Raw genomic sequence first — 18293 nt, 5'->3', positions numbered from 1 at the left:
CCGCCCTCCACCGTCCGACCCCCGCCCCGGGAGTCCGGTCTGCAACCGTTGTGCCCCGCTCCCCGCCCCGTAATCCGGCAGTGATCGGGCGACCCCCAGCGTGGCGGGGTGATGCCGTACGCCTGCGGTATTCCGTCGCGTTGCGTATCGGCATTCGGGTCAAGGTTCCGGTCACCGGTACCTCGGTCGGCGCAGCGGGAAAAGCGGTCGGCCACCGCGGCCCGCGCCCCGTACACTGGGCGGTGCGAAAAGCGTGGATGGGACGAGTAGCGCCGCACGCAGCCAAGAGCGACCCGGGGACGGTGGGAGCCCGGGGGTGTGCGCGACGTGAACATCACCCCGGAGCCGCCGGAAGAACGCCCCAGGACCCCTGGGTGTCAGTAGACCCGGCATCGCGATCCCAATGAGGGGGCCGAGGAGTTCCGCTTCGGCCAAGGAGGGTGGTACCGCGGGAGCAGCCGGCTCTCGTCCCTCCGGTCGGAGAACGCAAGCGGTGTCCGCCGGAGGAAGCCCCCGATGAGTTCCACACCCCAGTACAACCAGGTGCCCGCGCAGGTGGACCTGCCTGCCCTCGAGCACGCCGTGCTCGACTTCTGGCAGGAGCAGAAGGTCTTCGCGCGCACCCTTGAGCAGTCCGAGGGCCGCCCGGAGTGGGTGTTCTACGAGGGCCCGCCCACGGCGAACGGCATGCCGGGCGCACACCACATCGAAGCCCGCGTCTTCAAGGACGTCTTCCCCCGCTTCCGCACCATGCAGGGCTACCACGTCGGCCGGAAGGCCGGCTGGGACTGCCACGGCCTGCCCGTGGAGCTCGCCGTGGAGAAGGAGCTGGGCTTCAACGGCAAGAAGGACATCGAGGCGTACGGCATCGCCGAGTTCAACGCCAAGTGCCGCGAGTCGGTGACCCGCCACACCGACGCCTTCGCCGAGCTCACCACCCGGATGGGCTACTGGGTCGACCTCGACGACGCGTACCGCACGATGAACCCCGAGTACATCGAGTCGGTGTGGTGGTCGCTGAAGGAGATCTTCAAGAAGGGCCTGCTGGTCCAGGACCACCGCGTCGCCCCCTGGTGCCCCCGCTGCGGCACCGGCCTCTCGGACCACGAGCTGGCCCAGGGCTACGAGACGGTCGTCGACCCCTCGGTCTACGTCCGCCTGCCGCTGACCTCCGGCCCGCTGGCCGGCGAGGCGAAGCTGCTGATCTGGACGACCACGCCCTGGACGCTGGTCTCCAACACCGCCGTCGCCGCGCACCCCGACGTCACGTACGTCGTCGCCACCGACGGCAGCGAGCAGCTGGTCGTCGCCGAGCAGCTGGTCGAGAAGGCGCTCGGCGAGGGCTGGACGACCACGGGGCAGACCTTCACCGGGCGCGAGATGGAGCGCTGGGCGTACGAGCGCCCGTTCGGCCTGGTCGAGCTCGAAGGCGCCAACTTCGTCGTCAACGCCGAGTACGTCACCACCGAGGACGGCACGGGCCTGGTCCACCAGGCGCCCGCCTTCGGTGAGGACGACCTCAAGACCTGCAAGAGCTACGACCTGCCGGTCATCAACCCCGTCCGCCCCGACGGCACCTTCGAGGAGGGCCTCGCCCTGGTCGGCGGGCAGTTCTTCAAGAAGGCCGACGAGGCGCTGGTCGCCGACCTGGACGCGCGCGGCCTGCTCTTCCGGCACGTCGCCTACGAGCACAGCTACCCGCACTGCTGGCGCTGCCACACGGCGCTGCTGTACTACGCCCAGCCGTCCTGGTACATCCGCACCACCGCGATCAAGGACGCGCTGCTGCGGGAGAACGAGAACACCAACTGGTACCCGGATTCGGTCAAGCACGGCCGTTTCGGAGACTGGCTGAACAACAACATCGACTGGGCGCTCTCCCGGAACCGCTACTGGGGCACCCCGCTGCCCATCTGGCGCTGCGCGGAGGACCACCTCACCTGCGTCGGCTCGCTCGCCGAGCTGTCGGAGCTGACCGGCACCGACCAGACGGGCCTGGACCCGCACCGCCCGTTCATCGACGACGTCACCTTCACCTGCTCCCACGAGGGCTGCTCGGCGGAGGCCGTACGCGTCCCCGAGGTCATCGACGCCTGGTACGACTCGGGCTCGATGCCCTTCGCGCAGTGGGGCTACCCGTACCGCAACAAGGAGATCTTCGAGAAGCGCTACCCGGCGCAGTTCATCTCCGAGGCCATCGACCAGACCCGCGGCTGGTTCTACACGCTGATGGCGGTCGGCACGCTCGTCTTCGACAAGTCCTCCTACGAGAACGTCGTCTGCCTGGGCCACATCCTGGCCGAGGACGGCCGGAAGATGTCCAAGCACCTGGGCAACATCCTCCAGCCGATCCCGCTGATGGACCAGCACGGCGCCGACGCGGTCCGGTGGTTCATGGCGGCCGGCGGCTCCCCCTGGGCCGCGCGCCGCGTCGGCCACGGCACGATCCAGGAAGTGGTCCGCAAGACCCTTCTCACCTACTGGAACACCGTCGCCTTCCAGGCCCTGTACGCCCGTACGGCCGGCTGGGCGCCCACCGCGTCCGACCCGGCCCCCGCGGACCGTCCGATCCTGGACCGCTGGCTGCTCGGCGAGCTGAACACGCTGGTCGAGGGCGTGACGGAGGCGCTGGAGGCGTACGACACCCAGCGCGCCGGCAAGCTGCTGTCCGCCTTCGTCGACGACCTCTCCAACTGGTACGTACGCCGCTCGCGCCGCCGCTTCTGGCAGGGCGACGCGGCCGCGCTGCGCACCCTCCACGAGGTCGTCGAGACGGTCACCCGCCTCATGGCCCCCCTGACCCCCTTCATCACCGAGCGGGTCTGGCAGGACCTGGTCGTGCCGGTCACCCCGGACGCGCCGGACTCCGTCCACCTCTCCTCCTGGCCGGTGGCGGACCGCTCGGCGATCGACCCGACGCTCTCCGCGCAGATGGTCCTGGTCCGCCGCCTGGTCGAGCTGGGCCGCGCCACCCGCGCCGAGTCCGGCGTGAAGACCCGCCAGCCGCTGTCCCGCGCGCTGGTCGCCGCGGCCGGCTTCGAGAACCTCTCCGACGACCTGCGTACGCAGATCACCGAGGAGCTGAACGTCAGCTCGCTGGCCTCCCTCGCTGAGTCCTCCGCCGGACCGGCGGGCGGCGGCTCGCTGGTCGACACCACGGCCAAGGCCAACTTCCGTGCACTGGGCAAGCGATTCGGCAAGGGCGTTCAGGCGGTCGCCAAGGCCATCGCGAACGCCGACGCCGCCGCGCTCTCCCTCGCCCTGCGCGAGGGCACGGCCTCGGTCGAGGTCGACGGCGAGACGGTCACCCTGGCCCCCGACGAGGTCATCATCACCGAGACCCCGCGCGAGGGCTGGTCCGTGGCGTCCGACTCCGGCGCCACGGTCGCCCTGGACCTGGAGATCACCCCGGAGCTGCGTCGCGCCGGTCTGGCCCGCGACGCCATCCGCCTCATCCAGGAGGCCCGCAAGAACAGCGGCCTGGACGTCGCGGACCGGATCGCCCTGCGCTGGCAGTCCACCGACGAGGAGGTCCGCACGGCCCTGGCCGACCACGCGGCCCTGATCGCCGACGAGGTCCTGGCGACGGACTTCGCCGCCGGTGACGCGGACGAGGCGTACGGCGAGCCGTTCACCGACGAGGCCCTGGCGCTCACCTTCCGCCTGCGCAAGGCGTAACCGTACGGGCCGACCCGGCCCCTACGAACGACACACCGAGGCCCCCGGTTCGAGCGAACCGGGGGCCTCGGCATGCGCCCCGTGAGGGGCGCGGGGAACTGCGCGAGCAACCCCAACGTCGGTGCAGCCCGCCGTCGACCTCAGCGCCCACGGCGCTCATCGCCCACGCCGAAGGCGAAAAGGGCCGGGCCCCCGGGGAGATCCCCAGGGGCCCGGCCCTGATTGCCGACTGTGCCCACCGCGCCGGTGCCGCCCAACGTCGGCCACCCGGCGCGACAGCGCCTAGTTGTCGTCCTCGTCGATGAGGAACCCACGCATCGGCGAAGGCGCCTGCTGCATCTGCTGCTGACCCTGCGGCCGCACCGGCGCCATCGGCTGTGTCATGGCCGGCGACATCTGCTGCTGACCGCCGTACGACGGGGCGTTGCTGCCGTTGGAGCCGCCGTGGCCGCCCATGGACTGGTTGCCGCCCATGGTGTGGCTGGAGCCGCCGCCCATGGAACCGGCACCGGCCGACGCCATCGACGGGGAGGCCGGCAGCGAAGCTGCGGCCGGGGTCCGCGGCGGGGCGAGCGAGTCGTCGGACTGGTTCTCCAGCTGACGCAGCTGGCTCTCCAGGTACGACTTCAGGCGCGTGCGGTACTCGCGCTCGAAGCCACGCAGGTCCTCGACCTTGCGCTCCAGCGTGGCGCGGGCGGACTCCAGGGAGCCCATCGCGACGCGGTGCTTCTCCTGCGCGTCCCGCTCCAGCGCGTCGGCCTTGGCGCGGGCGTCCCGCTCCAGGCCCTCGGCGCGGCTGCGCGCCTCGCCGACGATCTTGTTGGCCTCGGAACGGGCCTCCGCGATCGCCTGGTCGGCGGTCTGCTGTGCCAGCGACAGCACGCGAGCGGCGCTGTCACCACCCGGGCCGCCCTGACCCGGCTGCGGCAGCTGCGGGCCACCGCCGGGGCCGCCCATCGGACCACCCATGGGGCCGCCGGGGCCCATCTGGCCGCCGTGCGGACCCTGCGGACCGGGGCCGTGGCCACCGGGACCTGCGGGCAGCTGCGGTGCGCCGCCGGGCAGCTGGGGCGGGCCACCCATCCCCTGCTGCTGGCCGGGCGGGACCGGCTGCGGACCTGATATGGCGGCGGGCACGGGGGCACCGGGCCGCTGCTGCTGCGGCGGGCCGTCCTGCTCCTGCTGCTGCTTGCGCATCCCCTGCTGCTGCTGGTTCTGCGCGGCAGCACGGGTCGCCGCGGCCAGCTTGGCGCGCAGGTCCTCGTTCTCCCGGAGCAGACGGGTCAGTTCGGCTTCGACCTCATCGAGGAAGGCATCGACCTCGTCCTCGTCATAGCCTTCTCGGAGGCGGACGGTCGTGAACTGCTTGTTCCGCACGTCCTCGGGGGTCAACGGCATCTCTTCTTCACCTCAACGTAGTCGTCGGCAATCGGCAAGACCGTATCGTTCACAACTTGCTCACGACGTTGCTCACGACGGTGATCAGGATGTAGACGATGATCATCAGTACGAAGAAGGACAGGTCGAGCGCCACGCCCCCGAGACGCAGCGGCGGTATGACACGCCGCAGAAGCTTGAGTGGCGGATCAGTCACAGTGTAAGTGGCCTCCAGTACGACCACCATCGCCTTGCCGGGTTGCCATGAACGGGCGAACTGGAAGACGTAGTCCATCACCAGCCGGAAGATCAACACAATGAGGAAGCAGTACAGCGCGATATAGATCACCTGCAGTGCGATGCCCATCTCGCGCTTCCCTCTCCCCTTGCCTGTGTCGGCCCTACGGCCTCGGTGTGCCCGGTGTTGCGTCTCAGCTCTGGTTGAAGAACCCGCCCTCTGCGATACGGGCCTTGTCCTCCGCCGTGACATCGACGTTAGCAGGAGACAGCAGGAACACCTTCTGTGTCACCCGCTCGATGCTGCCGTGCAAACCGAACACCAACCCGGCGGCAAAGTCGACAAGTCGCTTCGCGTCCGTGTCGTCCATCTCCGTCAGATTCATGATCACCGGAGTGCCCTCACGGAAGTGTTCCCCGATGGTACGGGCCTCGTTGTAGGTCCGGGGGTGCAGCGTGGTGATGCGGTAGGGCTCCCGCTCGGACACAACCTTGGGCATGATCACCGGTGCGTTCTTCTCCAGATTTGGACGTTCGGGTGTGATGGACGCCACGGGGGCGATTCGGGCGGGTCGTCCGTTTTCCGCGGCCGGCGGCGAGGACTCACGTTGCGCCGGCGGCTGAACGACTCGCACCGGTTCGTCCCGTTCGGGGCGTGCCTCGGTGGGCGGCTGGTGCTGCTGCCGCCTCTCGGGCTCGGGCTCCGGGTCGAGTTCGGGCTCGAAGTCGTCGTCGGGGTCGAAGCCCCGGCCGTCGTACCCATCGTCCTCCACGAGGCCGAGGTAGACCGCCATCTTGCGCATCGCGCCGGCCATTCTCTGCGTCCTCCGCTCTGTGGTGGATCGGCTCCGTCACCGGTCGCCTTGGATCCACTCGGCCTGCCCGTCTTTTGACGGTAATGACCATATTTTGTGCTGTGGTCCGACTTGCTTCGCGACGTTACCCGAGCCGTGGTCGGACTCCGAGTACCGCAGTGCCGACGCGTACATGTGTCGCACCGGCGGCCACCGCGTCCTCGAGATCCGAACTCATTCCCGCTGAGACCATTTTCGCAGCAGGATGACTCGCGCGCAGGCCGGATGAGATTTCCATCAGCCGGTCGAAAGCCGCACGTTGGCGGCGCGCGAACGGCCCGGCCAGCGGGGCGACCGTCATCAGGCCGCCCAGCCGCAGCCCCTCGGCCGCCGCCACCGCGTCGGCCAGTGCCGCGACCCCGCCCGGGCCCACGCCGCCACGGTCGCCGCGCGCGTCCGACTCGGCGTCGAGCGCCACCTGGATCAGGCAGTTCAGCTCGCGTCCGGCACGCACCGCTTCCTTGGAGAGCGCGGTGACGAGCTTGACCCGGTCCACGGACTGCACGATATCCGCGTATCCAGTGACAGACCGGACTTTATTTGTCTGCAATTGACCGACGAAATGCCAAGTAAGGGGCAAATCGGAGCAAGCGGCTGCCTTGGGGGCCGCATCCTGGTCCCGATTCTCCGCGACGTGCCGGATGCCCAATTCCGAAAGGATACGGACATCGGAGGCTGGGTATGTCTTTGTGACCACAATCAGGGTGACATCGTCACGATTACGACCGGCTTTGGCACAAGCGGCGGAGATACGGTCCTCCACCCGGGCCAGGTTGTCGGCCAGTTCCGTTCTACGGTCCGTCACAGCTCAGCCGTCCAGCCATACGTAGCTCGCGAGCCGCCCCGTCGTGCGGTCGCGCCGGTAGGAGAAATGATCCGCCGACTCCAGCGTGCAGATGTGGGAATGTTCACGCATCCGCACGCCGCACCGGGCGAGTTGGGCGGCCACCCCGGCCACCACGTCGACCGCCGGGGTCCCCCAGGTGGTGGTCGCGTACGCCTCGGGCACCACGGCGGCCACGTCGGCGCGCATCGCCTCCGGCACTTCGTAGCACCCGCCGCAGACCGCGGGGCCGGTGCGGGCCGTGATCCGCGTGGGGTCGGCCCCCAGCGCGGTCATCACCTCGACGGTGGCCGGCACCACTCCGGCGACCAGGCCCGGACGCCCGGCGTGCGCGGCGCCCGCCACCCCGGCGACCGGGTCGGCGAGAAGAACGGGGGTGCAGTCGGCGGTGAGAACGGCGAGGGCGAGGCCCCGACGGGCCGTCACGACCGCGTCCACGCAGGGCACGTCGGTTCCGTCCTGCCACGGCCCGTCCACCACGGCCACGTCGCGCCCGTGCACCTGGTTCATCCAGACCACATCGGCCGGATCCAGCCCGAGGCCCTTGGCCGCCAGTTCGCGATTGGTCCGTACCGCCTGCGGGTCGTCGCCCACGGCGCCGCCGAGATTGAGCTCGGCATACGGAGCGGCGCTCACCCCGCCCCACCGGTCGGTGAAGGCGAAGTGCGCGCCGCTCGCGTCGTCCGTCAGCACAGAGTGCTGCTGTCCTATCACTGCTGCGTCTTCGGCTACTTCAGGAAGTCCGGGACGTCCAGCTCCTCGGCCGTGGTGTCCGTGTACGGACGGGCCGGGGGGACCTGCGGCGTGACCGGGGGCGCCGGCGCCTCGTTGACGGGCGCGGGCTCGGCCGGGGCCGGCTCCTCGTCCCGCACCGGGACGGAGCCGAGGCCGCCGAAGGCCGGGCGGGGCTCCGGGGGCGCGGCCGGACGGCTCGCCGGGGCCGCCGGCTCCTCGCGCTTGCCGGAGGAAGAGCTGATCACGTTCTCGCGGCGGGCCGGCGGCTGACCGCCGTCGAAGCCCGCGGCGATGACCGTCACGCGGACCTCGTCGCCCAGCGCGTCGTCGATGACCGCACCGAAGATGATGTTGGCCTCGGGGTGGGCCGCCTCGCTGACCAGCTGGGCCGCCTCGTTGATCTCGAAAAGACCGAGGTCGGAGCCGCCGGAGATGGAGAGCAGTACGCCGCGGGCGCCGTCGATGGACGCCTCCAGCAGCGGCGAGGAGATCGCCATCTCGGCCGCGGCCACCGCGCGGTCGTCGCCGCGCGCGGAGCCGATGCCCATGAGGGCCGAGCCGGCCTCGGACATCACGGACTTCACGTCGGCGAAGTCGAGGTTGATCAGACCCGGGGTGGTGATCAGGTCGGTGATGCCCTGGACACCGGACAGCAGCACCTGGTCGGCGGACTTGAACGCGTCAAGAACACTTACCTGGCGGTCCGAGATGGACAGCAGCCGGTCGTTCGGGATCACGATGAGCGTGTCGACCTCTTCGCGCAGCTGCGCGATGCCGTCCTCGGCCTGGTTGGCGCGGCGGCGTCCCTCGAAGGTGAACGGCCGGGTGACCACACCGATCGTCAGGGCGCCCAGAGAGCGCGCGATGTTGGCGACCACGGGCGCGCCGCCCGTACCGGTGCCGCCGCCCTCGCCCGCGGTCACGAAGACCATGTCGGCCCCCTTGAGGACCTCCTCGATCTCCTCGCGGTGGTCCTCGGCCGCCTTGCGGCCCACGTCCGGGTTGGCGCCGGCGCCGAGGCCACGCGTCATCTCACGGCCGACGTCGAGCTTGACGTCGGCGTCGCTCATCAGCAACGCCTGCGCATCGGTGTTGATCGCGATGAACTCGACGCCCTTGAGCCCGACCTCGATCATCCGGTTGATGGCGTTCACGCCACCGCCGCCGATGCCGACGACCTTGATGACTGCGAGGTAGTTCTGCGGTGCTGCCACGTCGAAGGCCTCTCGCCTCGAGTTACGTGTCGGTGCCTCACATGTGCTGCGGGCAACGACTGATGCCGATGGGACGGTCCGTATTGCCGACCCGAACCCTAACGTTGAAGTTTAGGGTTACCAGTGCCTGTGTTCCTCGGTTTCCGAAGTCCCTTCGGAACGAGACACTAAGTCGACAAGCGGCGCACGTTCAACGAACACGCCGAACCTCCCGTTTTTCTTTTCACCCTATGTGATCACCCGTAGTGGTAGCCATCCAGGGTGCTGGCCTGCGCGTACGTACGTCAACTACCGGACGCGGCGGGCGCACTGGGGACGCTCACGTCGAAGTGGCGCGCATCACGCGCCGCTTTCAGCAGCGCACCGAGTACCTTGGCTTTTTCTGTGCCGTGTTCCTCGCTGCCCCACTCGACCCGGCGTCCGCCGGTCAGCTCCAGGGTGATCGAGTCGTACGAACGTACGCGGATGACGCGCACGTCCTTGCCGACGGTATCGGGAAGCGCGGTGGCGACCTGCACCGCCGCGCGGTTCAGTGCAGGGATACCGAAACGGCGCAGGCTCGGCGAATCCGCCGCGTCCATTTCCAGCCGGGGCACCGCGCGGGGCGCGGTACCGACCGTGGCGAACCGTACGCCTCGGTCATCCACTTCAATAAACTTTCCGCCCTTTTGGACGACGAGGACGGGCTGCCGTTCCGTCACGGTCAGGGCGACCGTGTCCGGCCAGGAGCGGGTCACATCGACCGACTTGATGCGGCGGAGCCGGTCACCGAGCCGCGCGGTGATGCCGTCCGTGTCCACGGAGGCGAGGGGCGCCCCCAGGGGTACGTCGGCCGCGGCCCGCACCTCACGCTCCGTCAGGACATCTGTCCCGTGCACCTGCACATGCTCCGCGCGGAGCCAGTCCGAGCCGTACAGCGCCCAGGTACCGAAGCCGCCCAGCAGCGCTATGAGGACCGTGCCGGCGATGAGGGTACGGCGACGCGGGCGGCCGGGGCGGCCCGCCCCCGACTGCGGCGACCGCAGTCGGGGGAGCCGCGAGCCGCGCCGCTCCTCGGACGCATCGGAGTCGGCGGACGGGCCGGCCGGCGCTCCATGGCGCTCGCCACGGCGGGCAGTCGTCGGTCCGGCCACGCGCGCTCCTTTCCTTGGCTCGGCTCCCCTCCGGGGCGCCGGAGCCCCTTCGGCTCACTCGCCGTTCTCCTCCGGCCGCCTCAGCCGCGGCGGGAGGCGATCGCTTCGTAGACCATGCCGACGAGCAGTTCGTCGGCGTCTCTGCGGCCGAATTCGGCGGCCGCGCGGGACATCTCGTACAGCCGGTGCGGGTCCGACAGCACCGGCAGGACGTTGCCCTGCACCCACTCGGGGGACAGCTGCGCGTCGTCGACCAGCAGGCCGCCGCCGGCGTTGACCACCGGCTGGGCGTTCAGCCGCTGCTCGCCGTTGCCGATGGGCAGCGGGACGTACGCGGCGGGCAGCCCGACGGCGGACAGCTCGGCGACCGTCATCGCGCCCGCGCGGCAGAGCATCATGTCGGCCGCGGCGTACGCGAGGTCCATCCGGTCCACGTACGGTACCGGGACGTACGGCGGCATCCCGGGCATGTTGTCGACCTGCGGCAGTTCGTTCTTCGGGCCGACCGCGTGCAGCACCTGGATGCCGGCGCGCTGGAAGGCGGGCACCGCGGCCTGGATGACCTCGTTCAGCCGGCGGGCGCCCTGCGAGCCGCCGGAGACCAGCAGCGTCGGGAGGTTCGGGTCCAGGCCGAAGGCGGCGCGCGCCTCCGGACGCACCGCGGCCCGGTCCAGGGTCGCGATCGTGCGGCGCAGCGGGATGCCCACGTAGCGGGCCTCGCGCAGCTTGCTGTCCGGGGTGGAGACGGCGACGAACTTGGCGTACCGCGACCCGATCTTGTTGGCCAGGCCGGGGCGGGCGTTCGCCTCGTGCACGACGATCGGCACGCCGAGCCGCTTGGCGGCCAGGTACCCGGGCAGCGCGACGTAGCCGCCGAAGCCGACGACGCAGTCCGCCTTCGTACGCTCCAGGATCTGCTCGGCGGCCTTGATGGTGCCGCGCAGCCGCCCGGGGACGGTGATCAGCTCGGGGGTGGGCTTGCGCGGCAGCGGAACGGCCGGGATCAGCCCCAGTTCGTAGCCGCGCTCCGGTACCAGCCGGGTCTCAAGTCCGCGTTCCGTGCCCAGTGCCGTGATCCCCACGGTCGGGTCCTGCCTCCGCAGGGCATCCGCGAGGGCGAGCGCGGGCTCGATGTGGCCGGCGGTCCCCCCACCGGCGAGTACGACATGCACCGAAATTCACCGCTCTCCGGACGGCCGCTTCTTGACGCGCCGTCTCATCGTCTTCCGTCTCACCCCAGCCGGCATTCTCGCGAATACCGGCTGCCGCATGGCAAGCGCCGCCCGCGCCGCGGGCTCGTCACGCGCGAAGGCGATCAGGAGTCCGACGGCGAACATCGTCGGCAGCAGGGCGGAGCCTCCGTAGGAGAACAGCGGGAGCGGGACACCGGCGATCGGCAGCAGGCCGAGCACCGCACCGATGTTGACCACGGCCTGGGCCGTGATCCAGGTGGTCACGCCACCCGCGGCGTACCGTACGAAGGGATCCTCCGTGCGTCCGGCCACGCGGATACCCGCATAGCCTAGAGCCGCGAAGAGGGCGAGCACCGACAGCGTCCCCGCCAGTCCCAGTTCCTCCCCGGTGATGGCGAAGATGAAGTCGGTGTGCGGTTCAGGGAGTTCACCCCATTTTTCCATACTCGCGCCGAGGCCGGATCCGAAGAATCCGCCGGACGCGAGAGCGTATATCCCGTGCACGGCCTGCCAGCACTGGTCGCCGGGGCCGGGGTCGGTCGCGCCGATGCACGCGAGCCGGGACATCCGGTTGGCGCTCGTCTTGATGAGCAGCGCCCCGATCGCGCCGGCCGCCGCCAGCACCCCGACGAAGAGTCGGGTGGGCGCCCCGGCGAGCCACAGCAGTCCGAAAAGGATCGCCGTGAGAATGATCGCGGTGCCCATGTCGCCGCCGAGCATGATGAGCCCGAGGAGCAGGAACGCGGCCGGAATCAGCGGTACGAGCAGGTGCTTCCACTGGGCCAGCAGCCGCCGCTCCTGCTTGCGGGCGAGCAGGTCGGCGCCCCAGAGGACCAGGGCCAGCTTGCCGAACTCGCTGGGCTGGAGCTGGAAGGGCCCGCCCAGCGAGATCCAGTTCTGGTTGCCGTTGACCGCGACCCCTATCCCCGGCACCTGGACCAGGCACATCAGGAAGACCGAGCCGGCCATCAGCGGGTACGCCAGCGCCCGGTGGGCGCGGACGGGCAGCTTGGTCGCGAGGACCATCAGCCCGCCGCCGAGCACCGCCGCCAGCAGTTGCTTGCGGAAGAAGTACGACGGTGCCAGCCCGGACTGCAGGGCCTTGATCTGCGAGGCGGAGTAGACCATGACCAGGCCGAGCACCGTGATCAGCAGGCTGCCGCCGAGGACGATGTAGTACGCCGTCAGCGGCCGGTCCCAGGCCCGCTTCAGGCGGGTGTAGAAGGCCCGCGGCCCGGCCGGACCGACGGTCCTCGGCTTGCCCGGTAGGGCCGTCATCCTCGTCCCCTCCACAGTGTGCGCTGCGCCGCGCGTCCACGACGCGGGCGGGGACGCACGGCCCTACTGGTCCTGCGCGGCCAGCCCGCGGACCGCTTCGGCGAAGGCGTCGCCCCGCTTGTTGTAGTTCAGGTACATGTCCATCGAGGCGCAGGCCGGTGCCAGCAGGACCGTATCGCCCGGTCGGGCCAGCCGCTGGGCTTCCCGTACCGCCTCGGACATCGCCCCAGTGTCGGTCCGGTCGAGGTCGACGACCGGCACATCCGGGGCGTGTCGCGCCAGCGCTTCGCGGATCAGCGCACGGTCCCGGCCGATGAGGACGGCGCCGCGCAGCCGCTCCGCCGACTTCTGCACCAGCTCGTCGAAGGTCGCGCCCTTGGCGAGCCCGCCGGCGATCCAGACGATGTGCTCGTAGGCGGCCAACGACGCCTCGGTGGCGTGGGTGTTGGTGGCCTTGGAGTCGTCCACGTAGGCGACGCCGTCGACGTCCGCGACGTGCTGGATGCGGTGCGCGTCGGGGTGGAAGTTGCGCAGGCCCTCGCGTACGGAGGCGGGCCGGACACCGAACGCGCGTGCGAGCGCGGCGGCGGCGAGCGCGTTGGCGATGTTGTGCGGGGCAGGCGGGTTGACGTCCGAGATCTGCGCCAGCTCCTGGGCCTGCTTCTGCCGGTTCTCGACGAACGCGCGGTCCACCAGGATGTCGTCCACGACGCCCACCTGGCCGGGGCCCGGGGTGCCGAGGGTGAAGCCGATCGCGCGGCAGCCCTCCTCGACGTCGGCCTCGCGGACCAGGTCCTCGGTGGCCTTGTCGGCGACGTTGTAGACGCAGGCGACGGTGTTGCCCTCGTAGATCCGGCCCTTGTCGGCGGCGTACGCCTCCATGGAGCCGTGCCAGTCGAGGTGGTCGGGGGCGAGGTTCAGCACCGCGGCGGAGTGGGCACGCAGCGAGGGCGCCCAGTGCAGCTGGTAGCTGGAGAGCTCGACGGCGAGCACGTCGTACTCGCCCTCCAGCACCACGTCGATGATGGGCGTCCCGATGTTGCCGACGGCCGCGGTGCGCAGCCCCTCGGCGGCCAGGATCGACGCCAGCATCTGCGTGGTGGTCGTCTTGCCGTTGGTGCCGGTGATGGCGAGCCAGGGGGCGGCTGGTTTTCCCGACCGGGATGCACGGAGCCGCCAGGCGACCTCCACGTCCCCGATGACGTCCACGCCCGCTTCCGCGGCGGCCGCGAAGAGGGGGCTGGTGGGCTTCCAGCCGGGCGAGGTGACGACGAGGTCGGTGCCCTCGGGGAGCGTCTCGCCATCGCCGAGGCGGACCTCGATGCCGGCCTGCGCCAGCTCCTCCGCCGTCGCCCGCTGCTTCTCGCCGTCGCCGCCGTCCACGACGGTGACGGTCGCGCCGAGCCCGGCCAGGGCGCGCGCGGCACTGATGCCGCTCACGCCCAGGCCGGCGACGGTGATCCGCTGTCCGGCGAACTCGTCCGTGCTCACTTCGCCGCCTGCCAGCCGCCGTAGAAGATGCCGAGGCCGACGATCACGCACATGCCCTGGATGATCCAGAACCGGACCACGACAAGGACTTCGGACCACCCCTTCAGTTCGAAGTGGTGCTGCAGTGGCGCCATCCGGAAGACCCGCTTGCCGGTGAGCCGGAAGGAGCCGACCTGGATGACCACCGACATGGTGATCAGGACGAAGAGGCCGCCGAGGATGGCGAGGAGCAGCTCCGTGCGGGAGCAGATCGCCAGGCCGGCGAGCGCGCCGCCGAGGGCGAGCGAGCCGGTGTCACCCATGAAGATCTTCGCGGGCGAGGTGTTCCACCACAGGAAGCCGAAGCAGGCACCCATCAGGGCGGAGGCGACGACCGCGAGGTCGAGCGGGTCGCGCACCTCGTAGCAGCCGGGGCCTGCGGTGATCTGGTTGGCGCAGGACTCCTGGTACTGCCAGATGCCGATGAACGTGTACGCGCCGAAGACCATCACCGAGGCGCCGGTGGCCAGGCCGTCGAGGCCGTCGGTGAGGTTCACGCCGTTGGACATCGCCAGGATCATGAACAGCGCCCAGATCACGAAGATCACGGGGCCGATCTGCCAGCCGAAGTCCTGCGTGAAGGAGAGCCGGTCCGAGGCCGGCGTCTGCCCGCGCAGATCCGCGAACTGCAGGGAGAGCACGGCGAAGGCGATGCCGACGATCAACTGGCCCGCCATCTTGGCCTTGGCCCGCAGGCCCAGCGAACGCTGCTTGACGATCTTGATGTAGTCGTCGAGGAAGCCCACCAGGCCCATGCCGGCCATCAGGAACAGCACCAGCACACCGGAGAAGGTGGGGTCGCTGCTCGTGATCACCTTGGTCAGCGCGTACGCGATGATCGTGGCCAGGATGAAGGCGATGCCACCCATGGTGGGCGTACCGCGCTTGCTGTGGTGGTCCCGCGGTCCGTCGTCGCGGATGAACTGCCCGTAGCCCTTGCGGGCCAGCAGCTTGATCAGCAGCGGGGTGCCGATCAGGGTCAGGAAGAGCCCGATCATTCCGGAGAAGAGGATCTGCTTCATCGTGTTCATCGGGCGACGGCCCCGCCCTCAGCGGCGTTGCCCTCGTCCAGCAATGCGGACGCGACCCGCTCCAGCCCCTCCGACCTGGACGCCTTCACCAGCACCACGTCTCCCGGCTGCAGCTCACTGCGCAGCAGGTCGACCGCCGCCCGTGCGTCGGACACGTGCACCGACTCCTCACCCCACGAACCCTCGTTATAAGCGCCCATTTGCAGCCAGGCGGCTTCCCGCCCCCCTACTGCCACGAGCTTGCTGACGTTGAGCCGGACGGCGAGCCGCCCGACCGCGTCGTGCTCGGCGAGTGCGTCCTCGCCGAGCTCGGCCATCTGACCGAGCACCGCCCACGTACGCCGCCCCTTGCCCATCGACGCGAGTGCGCGCAGCGCAGCCCGCATGGACTCGGGATTCGCGTTGTAGGCGTCGTTGACGACCGTCACGCCGTCCGCGCGCTCGGTGACCTCCATGCGCCAGCGGGAGAGCGTGCCTGCCTCGGAGAGCGCGGACGCGATCTCGTCTGCGGGCATGCCCGACTCATGGGCGACGGCGGCCGCGGCGAGCGCGTTCGACACGTGGTGCTCACCGTACAGCCGCAGGGTCACGTCGCTGCACCCGGAGGGTGTGTGAAGCGTGAAGGCGGGGCGACCGTCCTCGGTGAGCCGGACGTTCTCGGCACGGATGTCGGCTTCGGGGGACTCGCCGAAGAAGACCACGCGGGCCTTGGTGCGCGACTCCATCGCACGGACGTACGAGTCGTCGGCGTTGAGGATCGCGATGCCGCCCTCACTCGCGTCGGGCAGCGACTCGACCAGCTCGCCCTTGGCTTCCGCGATCTTCTCGCGGCCGCCGAACTCGCCGATGTGCGCGCTGCCCACGTTCAGGACCAGCCCGATGCGCGGCGGGGTCAGTTCGGTGAGGTAGCGGATGTGGCCGACGCCGCGGGCACCCATCTCCAGGACGAGGTGCCGGGTGCCCGGCTCGGCCCGCAGCGCGGTCAGCGGCAGACCGATCTCGTTGTTGAGGTTGCCCTCGGGCCACACCGTCGGGCCGCTGCGCTGCAGCAGCTGTGCGATGAGGTCCTTGGTGCTGGTCTTGCCCGCGGAGCCGGTGAGGGCGACGACGTCCACGCCCAGCCGCCGGACGACCTCGCGGGCCAGCGCGCCGAGCGCCGCCACGACGTCGTCGACGACGATCGCGGGCACGCCGACGGGGCGGGCGGCCAGTACGACCGCCGCGCCGGATGCCACGGCCTGGGCCGCGTAGTCGTGTCCGTCGACCCGCTCGCCCGCGAACGCGGCGAACAACGCGCCGTTGGTCACCGCCCGCGAGTCGAGCACGGCGGGCCCGGTGACCACGACCGAGTCATCCGGTATGTCGTGCGGCCGCCCGCCGACGATGTCGGCGACCTCGGCGAGGGACAGGGAGATCACAGGTCACCTCCGGCCGGGGACAGGAGATGCCGAGATGGGGGTTGTGCGCGCATGGCGGTGTGTCATCCCTGGTGATCGTGGTGGAGCGACTTCAGTGAGCTCTCGATGGCCTCACGCAGTACCTGGCGGTCGTCGAAGGTGCGTACCACCCCGGCGATGTCCTGGCCCTGCTCGTGGCCCTTGCCGGCGACGATGACGGTGTCGCCGGGCTTCGCACGGGCGACCGCGGCGGCGATGGCGGCGGCCCGGTCCTCCTCGACCAGTACCGTGCCGCGCTCGTGGGACGGCACGTCGGCGGCGCCCGCGAGCATGGTGGCGAGGATCGCGAGGGGGTCCTCACCGCGTGGGTTGTCGCTGGTGAGCACGGCGGTGTCGGCGAGTCGGGCGACCGCGGCACCCATCGGCATGCGCTTGGTGCGGTCGCGGTCGCCGCCGCAGCCGAGCACCGCGTGGATCTTGCCCTCGGTGACCTTGCGCAGCGCGCGCAGGACCGATTCGACAGCGTCCGTCTTGTGCGCGTAGTCGACCACGGCGAGGTAGTCCTGGCCCGCGTCCACCCGCTCCAGGCGGCCGGGCACGCCCGGCACGGCGGCCACGCCGTCGGCGGCGGTCTGCGGGTCCACGCCGGCCACCACGAGCGCCACGATGGCGGCCAGCGAGTTGGCGACGTTGAACGGTCCGGCGATCGGGGACGCGGCCTGCACGGTCACGCCGTCCGGGCCGTGCACGGTGAACGTCGAGCCCAGCGCGCCGACCTCGACGTCGGCGGCGCGCCAGTGGGCGTCCGGGTGGCCCTCGGCGGAGAACGAGGTGACCGGCACCTCGGACTCGCCCTCGATGAGCCGGCGGCCGTACTCGTCGTCGAAGTTCACCACGCCCAGCCGGGAGCGGGCCTTGGTGAACAGCTGCGCCTTGGCCTGGAAGTAGTCCTCCATGCCCGTGTGGAACTCCATGTGTTCCGGGCTGAGGTTGTTGAAGACCGCCACGTCGAACACGCAGCCGTCGACCCGGCCGAGCACGAGGGCGTGGCTGGAGACCTCCATGGCGACCGACCGGACGCCGCGCTCGCGCATCACCGCGAAGAGCGCCTGCAGGTCGGTGGCTTCGGGCGTGGTCCGCTCGGACTTCAGCCGCTCGTCGCCGATGCGCGACTCGACCGTGCCGATCAGCCCGGTCAGGCCGCCGCCCGACTTCTCGGCCGCGGCCCGCAGTCCGCCGTCGATCAGGTACGCGGTGGTGGTCTTGCCCGAGGTGCCCGTGATGCCGATCTGCAGCAGCTCGGCGCCCGGGTCGCCGTAGATCGACACCGCCAGCGCGCCCATCCGGGCCCGCGGGTTGTCGACCGTGAGGACCGGCAGGCCCGTCGCGGCGGCCCGCTCGGTACCGGCGGGGTCGGTCAGGATCGCGGCGGCGCCCAGCTCGACGGCCTGCGCGGCGAAGTCGGCGCCGTGGTAGCGGGCGCCGGGCAGTGCGGCGTAGATGTCACCGGGGCGTACCGCGCGGGAATCGTGCGTGATGCCGGTGACCGCGGCCTCCGCCGTCGGCGCGGCCGTGCCCAGCTGGTGCGCCAGGTCCGCCAGGGGGATCGGGCGGACGTGCTCGGGGCGGGGCGGGCCGGGGTGTTTGCCGGGGCCGTCCTGCTGGGCATTGGGGGACTGATCAGCATGTGACACGGCGGTGAGCGTACCGGGCCCATGGGCCTCCGGGCGAAGTGAGGGACGCGGTCGTGGGCGGTTCCCCGCGTCCGGAGTGATGGTCATCACGCCTCACC

14 protein-coding genes are annotated in these 18293 nt (G+C 70.6%); 1 reads left to right on the top strand and 13 read right to left on the bottom strand.

All coding sequences use genetic code 11. The features are described from left to right. The first annotated feature begins 516 nt into the window (after positions 1-516). Positions 517-3678, top strand: a complete 3162-nt coding sequence (gene ileS, locus IF20_RS16125; protein WP_052865842.1) for an isoleucine--tRNA ligase — start codon at positions 517-519, stop codon at positions 3676-3678. A 282-nt stretch (positions 3679-3960) separates the two neighbouring features. Here ileS and IF20_RS16120 read toward each other — a convergent pair whose 3' ends face one another. From IF20_RS16120 to IF20_RS16060, 13 genes are all read right to left on the bottom strand, one after another. Then, entirely contained in the window at positions 3961-5076 is a 1116-nt protein-coding gene (locus IF20_RS16120) for a DivIVA domain-containing protein (RefSeq protein ID WP_052865841.1), read from the bottom strand. A 49-nt stretch (positions 5077-5125) separates the two neighbouring features. Continuing rightward, positions 5126-5422: a YggT family protein gene (locus tag IF20_RS16115; RefSeq protein WP_052865840.1), complete on the bottom strand. Its 297-nt coding sequence runs from the start codon at positions 5420-5422 to the stop codon at positions 5126-5128. 64 nt (positions 5423-5486) lie between these two features. Further along, positions 5487-6107 (bottom strand): cell division protein SepF, encoded by a 621-nt coding sequence (locus tag IF20_RS16110; protein ID WP_052865839.1) that lies wholly within the window; start codon positions 6105-6107, stop codon positions 5487-5489. 124 nt (positions 6108-6231) lie between these two features. Next, positions 6232-6951: a YggS family pyridoxal phosphate-dependent enzyme gene (locus tag IF20_RS16105; protein WP_052865838.1), complete on the bottom strand. Its 720-nt coding sequence runs from the start codon at positions 6949-6951 to the stop codon at positions 6232-6234. A 3-nt stretch (positions 6952-6954) separates the two neighbouring features. Continuing rightward, entirely contained in the window at positions 6955-7704 is a 750-nt protein-coding gene (gene pgeF / locus IF20_RS16100) for a peptidoglycan editing factor PgeF (protein WP_052865837.1), read from the bottom strand. Between the two features lie 14 nt (positions 7705-7718). After that, positions 7719-8939, bottom strand: coding sequence for a cell division protein FtsZ (gene ftsZ / locus IF20_RS16095; RefSeq protein ID WP_052865836.1), 1221 nt, complete (start codon positions 8937-8939; stop codon positions 7719-7721). Between the two features lie 284 nt (positions 8940-9223). Then, positions 9224-10072 carry a cell division protein FtsQ/DivIB gene (locus IF20_RS16090; RefSeq protein WP_052865835.1) on the bottom strand — a complete coding sequence of 283 codons (849 nt, stop codon included), beginning with the start codon at positions 10070-10072 and terminating at the stop codon, positions 9224-9226. 80 nt (positions 10073-10152) lie between these two features. After that, positions 10153-11244: an undecaprenyldiphospho-muramoylpentapeptide beta-N-acetylglucosaminyltransferase gene (gene murG / locus IF20_RS16085; protein ID WP_052865834.1), complete on the bottom strand. Its 1092-nt coding sequence runs from the start codon at positions 11242-11244 to the stop codon at positions 10153-10155. 6 nt (positions 11245-11250) lie between these two features. Then, complete coding sequence (ftsW, locus tag IF20_RS16080) at positions 11251-12543, bottom strand: putative lipid II flippase FtsW (protein WP_234426669.1); 1293 nt, start codon at positions 12541-12543, stop codon at positions 11251-11253. 63 nt (positions 12544-12606) lie between these two features. Continuing rightward, the gene (gene murD / locus IF20_RS16075) at positions 12607-14034 is read right to left on the bottom strand and encodes a UDP-N-acetylmuramoyl-L-alanine--D-glutamate ligase (protein ID WP_052865832.1); all 1428 of its coding nucleotides are present in this window, start codon (positions 14032-14034) and stop codon (positions 12607-12609) included. After that, positions 14031-15095: a phospho-N-acetylmuramoyl-pentapeptide-transferase gene (mraY, locus tag IF20_RS16070; RefSeq protein WP_030616760.1), complete on the bottom strand. Its 1065-nt coding sequence runs from the start codon at positions 15093-15095 to the stop codon at positions 14031-14033. The genes murD and mraY overlap by 4 nt, the downstream gene beginning before the upstream one ends. A 5-nt stretch (positions 15096-15100) precedes the next feature. Next, positions 15101-16522 (bottom strand): UDP-N-acetylmuramoyl-tripeptide--D-alanyl-D-alanine ligase, encoded by a 1422-nt coding sequence (locus IF20_RS16065; protein ID WP_052865831.1) that lies wholly within the window; start codon positions 16520-16522, stop codon positions 15101-15103. A gap of 62 nt (positions 16523-16584) precedes the next feature. Beyond that, complete coding sequence (locus tag IF20_RS16060) at positions 16585-18285, bottom strand: UDP-N-acetylmuramoyl-L-alanyl-D-glutamate--2,6-diaminopimelate ligase (RefSeq protein WP_110944201.1); 1701 nt, start codon at positions 18283-18285, stop codon at positions 16585-16587. Positions 18286-18293 lie beyond the last annotated feature (8 nt).

Origin of the sequence: Streptomyces niger (assembly GCF_000718305.1) — a bacterium.
GTDB lineage: Bacteria > Actinomycetota > Actinomycetes > Streptomycetales > Streptomycetaceae > Streptomyces > Streptomyces niger.
The sequence above is the reverse complement of the archived record's forward strand: the minus strand, read 5'-3'. Positions and strand labels throughout refer to the sequence as shown.